3 protein-coding genes are annotated in these 4,681 nt (G+C 65.3%); 2 read left to right on the top strand and 1 reads right to left on the bottom strand.

From position 1 onward, the window contains the following. A partial coding sequence (locus VML93_RS12805; RefSeq protein WP_325611071.1) for an ATP-binding protein occupies positions 1–2,681 on the top strand: 2,681 nt, incomplete at its 5' end. A gap of 40 nt (positions 2,682–2,721) precedes the next feature. Here the strand turns inward: VML93_RS12805 and VML93_RS12800 are convergent. After that, positions 2,722–4,200, bottom strand: a complete 1,479-nt coding sequence (locus VML93_RS12800) for a PE domain-containing protein (protein ID WP_325611069.1) — start codon at positions 4,198–4,200, stop codon at positions 2,722–2,724. Positions 4,201–4,498: 298 nt separating this feature from the next. On the opposite strand from VML93_RS12800, the gene VML93_RS12795 reads away from it, so the two are divergent. Then, positions 4,499–4,681, top strand: a 183-nt coding sequence (locus VML93_RS12795; protein ID WP_325611068.1) for a hypothetical protein, incomplete at its 3' end; no start/stop codon positions are given.

The following is a 4,681-nucleotide window of genomic DNA, read 5'->3' as shown; positions in this document are numbered from 1 at the left end:
CCGTCGGGTTTGCCCACCGGATGGAATCGGTAGCTCCGCCGGGCGGGGTGATGCTCAGCGCTTCGACAGCGCGGCTGGTCGAGCACACTGTGACGCTGGGTGAACCGGAGTGGGTGCGCATCAAGGGGTTCGACGAACCGGTTTCCGCGCGTCGGCTGATCGGGATCGGCCCTCGGGATGGGCTGGTCGGGCGCACGGAGTCGAGCCTGGTCGGTCGGCGCTGGGAGATGGCCGCCCTCGATGCCATGTTGGAGCGCGCGATCGGTAGCCGCGGCGGTGTGGTCGGCGTGGTGGGACCGCCGGGGATCGGCAAGAGCCGCACGGCCCGCGAGACGGCGGCGATGGCGGCCGGCCGCGGGGTGGAGGTGTTTTGGGCCTTCTGCGAATCCCACGCCGGTGACATTCCCTTCCGCGCGCTGGCCCAACTGCTGCGCGCGCGCACCGGCGTGGCTGACCTCGACAGCGAAACCGCCCGCGCCCGCTTGCGGGAACAAGTCCCGGATGCCGACCCACAGGATGTGCTGCTGCTCGATGATCTGCTCGGTATCGCCGACCCCGACGTGCCAATGCCCGCCATCGACCCCGATGCGCGGCGGCGGCGGTTTGCCACACTGATCAACGCTGCGTCGCTGGCGCGCGGCCAACCGGCGCTATTCATCATCGAGGATGCCCAGTGGATCGATGCGGTCAGCGAGTCGATGCTGGCCGACTTCCTTACCGTCATCCCGCGAACCCCGTCGATGGTGCTGATCACCTCCCGGACCGAGTACCAGGGGGCGTTGACACGGGTGCCCGGCGCGCAGACGATCGCGCTTGCCCCCCTGGGTGATTCGGACACCGAAGCGCTGATCGATGAGTTGCTGGGGTCGCATCCCTCGATCATCGGACTGGCGGCGGTCATCGCCGAGCGGGCCGCGGGGAATCCGTTTTTCGCCGAGGAGATGGTGCGCGAGTTGGCTCAGCGCGGGGTGTTGGCAGGCGAGCGTGGTGGCTACGTGCGCCAGGTCGATGTCGCCGAGGTGAGTGTGCCGGCCACGGTGCAGGCGGCCATCGAGGCGCGCATCGACCGGCTGACCGCCCCGGCCAAGCGCACGCTGAACGCGGTATCGGTGATCGGAGCACGCTTCGGCGCGGAGCTGCTGGCCGCGTTGGGGATCGATGCGGTGGTCGACGAGTTACTGGGCGCCGAGCTGATCGATCAGGTGCGCTTCACCCCGAACGCCGAGTACGCGTTCCGCCACCCGCTGATTCGCACGGTGGCCTACGAGGCACAGCTCAGATCGGATCGTGGCGAGCTGCACCGGCGCGTCGCGGCCGCAATCGAAACAGGTGACCCAGGAGCAGTTGAGGAAAACGCCGCCTTGATTGCCCAACACCTGGAGGCCGCCGATGATCTGCGCGCCGCCTATCAGTGGTATATGCGCGCTGCAACCTGGGCGACCCACCGCGACATCGGCGCAGCGCGACTGAGTTGGGAGCGCGCCCTCAAGATCGCCGACGGGTTACCCGCCGCGGACCTCAATCGAACCGCCATGCGCGTCGCTCCGCGCACTATGTTGTGCGGGAACGCCTTTCGCGTCCATATGAACGTTGCCGGGAACCGCTTCGACGAACTGCGGGAGTTGTGCACCGCCGCCGGAGACAGCACCTCACTGGCCATTGCCATGGCGGGGCTGGTGATCGATCACGTATATCACGCCCGGATGCACGAGGCATCGCAGCTGGCAACCGAAGCCATGTTGCTCATCGACTCGATCGACGATCCGACCCTGACGGTGGGGCTGTCCTTCGCGCCGATCTACACCAAAATCCAGTGTGCCGAGGGCAGTGACCCGCTGCGGTGGTCACAAGCAGTCATCGACCTGGCCGACGGTAACCCGTCTCGAGGCAACTTCCTTCTCGGGTCTCCGTTAGCGCTGGCCTTCACTTCGCGGGCTGTCGCCCGGTACTTCCTGGGTCGGCCCGGATGGCGCGACGACCTGAAGCATGGCGTGGCCATGGCCCGCAGCACCGACCCCATGTCCTACGCGCAGGTCGTCGCTTACGTCTACGCGGGGATACCGCTAGGCGCGCTGAGGCCCGACGATCATGCACTGCGCGAGATGGAGGATGCGCTACGGGTTGCCCAACGATCCAGTGACGACGTTGCATTGAACCTTGCCCAGTTGGTGCTGGGCTGTGCGCTGCTGCAGCGCCCAACGGATGCGGAGCGTGATCGCGGATACAAACTTCTGGCCGAGGTCAGCGAAGCGCTGCTGGGCGGGGGACACTTGCTGGCCGATTTACCGCTCGTCGACATCTATTTGGCGCGTGAGAAGGCTCGGCGCGGAGACCGCGATGAGGCCATCCCGCTCCTGCGCGCCGCCGCCGACCATCTCGTCCGCGAGGGACAACTGCTGCTGTGGGGCATGCCAGCGACGGGTGTTCTGGTGGAGACATTGCTCGAACGTGGCACCGACGATGACGTGGCCGAAACCGCGGCCGCGATCGAGCGGTTAGCCGCCGCGCCGGCCGAAGAGGGTCTGGCGATACGTGACATTTGGCTGCTACGGCCTCGGGCTCTACTGGCGCGGGCTCACGGTGACGAGGCCCGCTACCGTGAATACCGGGATCGCTATCGCGATATGGCGAAATCCCTTGGCCTCGAGGGGCATATCGCGTGGGCCCAGGCAATGCCATGACGACGGTCATTCCCTAGAGCGCTGTTGCAGCAGCGCGCCTTTAGATACCGAGTTCCTGGTAGATCTGCGGCCAGTATCGCGCACCGTCCGGAGTGATGAAGATCCAGTCGTGAGTTTGGCCGTTGGCCAGTACGAAGCTGATCGGGGCACCTTGGGCGACGGCTTCTTGTTGGAGGACAAGCAGATCGGGTGCGACTAGATCCTGGGTGCCCGCATAGATGGTGGTCGGCGGGAGCCCGTTGAGCGACCCGTGCAGCGGACTCACCTCGTAGTTGTCTATGGGAAGATTGCCTGCCCACTCCTTCCCGAGAGGTTGCAGCAGCGAGGCGGGGAGCCAGTTTCCGCCGACCAACGCAATGTTCGGATTGCTGAACGAATTGTCTGGCACTGGAGACAGCAGCACCATCGACGCTGGTACGGCCTCGCTGTTGGCCACCAGGTATTCGACGGACGCGAGGGCCATGCTGCCGCCCGCCGAGTCACCCAGCACGCTGACATGGGAAGCGCCGTGTGCGTCAATCTCCGAGGAGATCAGGCCCGCCATCTTGGGCACCACCACGCCAGCGGTGCTGCCTTGCGCTACCGACGGGTACAGCGGCACTTCGATGGTCGCGCCGGTCTGGTGGGCCATCCACGAGTAATCGAGCCAGTGGAAAATCAAGGGCGGGCAGATGCCGCCACCGTGAATGGCAACCACGTAGTCGCCGTCAGGATGGGACGGAGTGATCTGGACGACGTCCATCCCGTCATATGTGTTGTGCTGGACCGTTTCTCCCAGCAGCAACGACACGAGCTTCGGCGGGGAGTTGGGAAAGGCCAGCGATAGTCCTGGGATGTTGCTGGCGTTAGCAAACAGCGATGAAAGCGGGGAACCTGGCGTCAGGAGTTGGTCCTCCACCACGGGCAGATGAAAGAAAGTCTCTGGCACCTTCAATAACGTGGCGTCTTCAAATCTGGTTAGCAGCGACGGTGTGCCGGTGAAGGTTCCTGGCTGCGCAGACGGCGGATCAGCCGGCGAACCGAAGATGCCGTTGAGGAGCGTGTTTCCCGCCCCAGTGAATCCGGTGGCCAATGTCGTGGGGGTCTGCCGAATTCCCTGCTGGCCGAAGGCGAAACCGTTCCCGGTGGCTCCGGTGCCGAGTAGCGGACGTTCAGTAAGCGCTTGCAAGGGCGCATTGATCACACCCAGCACGTCCCGTTCGAGGGTCTGCACCGAACTAGCCGTCAGCGCAACAACATTGGCGGCCTCAGCATGGGCATAGGAGCCCGCACTCGCCGTCAACGACTGCGCAAACTGGTCTTGAAACGCCGCCGCCTGCGCACCTAGTGCCTGAAAATCCTGGCCGTGAACGGAGAACAGCGCCGCGATCGCCTCCGACACCTCATCCGCGGCCGCGGCCAGTAGCCCCGTCGTCCGGGTTGCCGCGGCCGCATGGGCTGCGCTGAGCGCCGATTCGATACCGGCTAAATCCGTTGCCGCCGAAGTCATCATCTCCGGGGCTGAGATCACATACGACATGTCAGTCCACCCATTGGCTCGTCGGGCCGACCTGGACAAGACCGGAGCTCGTAGTCGCGCTGGCGGCAAAGAATGACCAGGTATTACACAGACCAACCTCACATGAATCGGCAGGCCGGCATCCAGTAGTCGACTACTGCCCCTCCTCAACTCGACTACTGCACTTCCTCGCCTGGGCCGCCGTTCAACGTGCGGAGGCAGGTCGCTGATCGCGACCTGATCAAACCCCTGCTGCTAATCGTCGAGCGCCCTATGCTGGTGAACCGGGACCAAGGGGGACGGCGCCGCGGAGGGTCGGATGACCGTAGCGATCGCGTGCCACGCGTGTGGCGCCGCGCCGCGCGAGGGTGCGCGATTCTGTGACGGTTGTGGTGCACCCGTCACGCGGCGCGACGCCCATGCGGAGTACAAGCAGGTGACGGTGCTGTTCGCCGACGTGGTGGGATCGATGGACATCGCGGCCTCGGTGGACATCGAGCGG

Source organism: Mycobacterium sp. (genome assembly GCF_035499775.1).
Classification (GTDB): Bacteria; Actinomycetota; Actinomycetes; order Mycobacteriales; family Mycobacteriaceae; genus Mycobacterium.
Note: the sequence above shows the minus strand (reverse complement) of the source record. Positions and strands in the feature narration are given on the sequence as shown.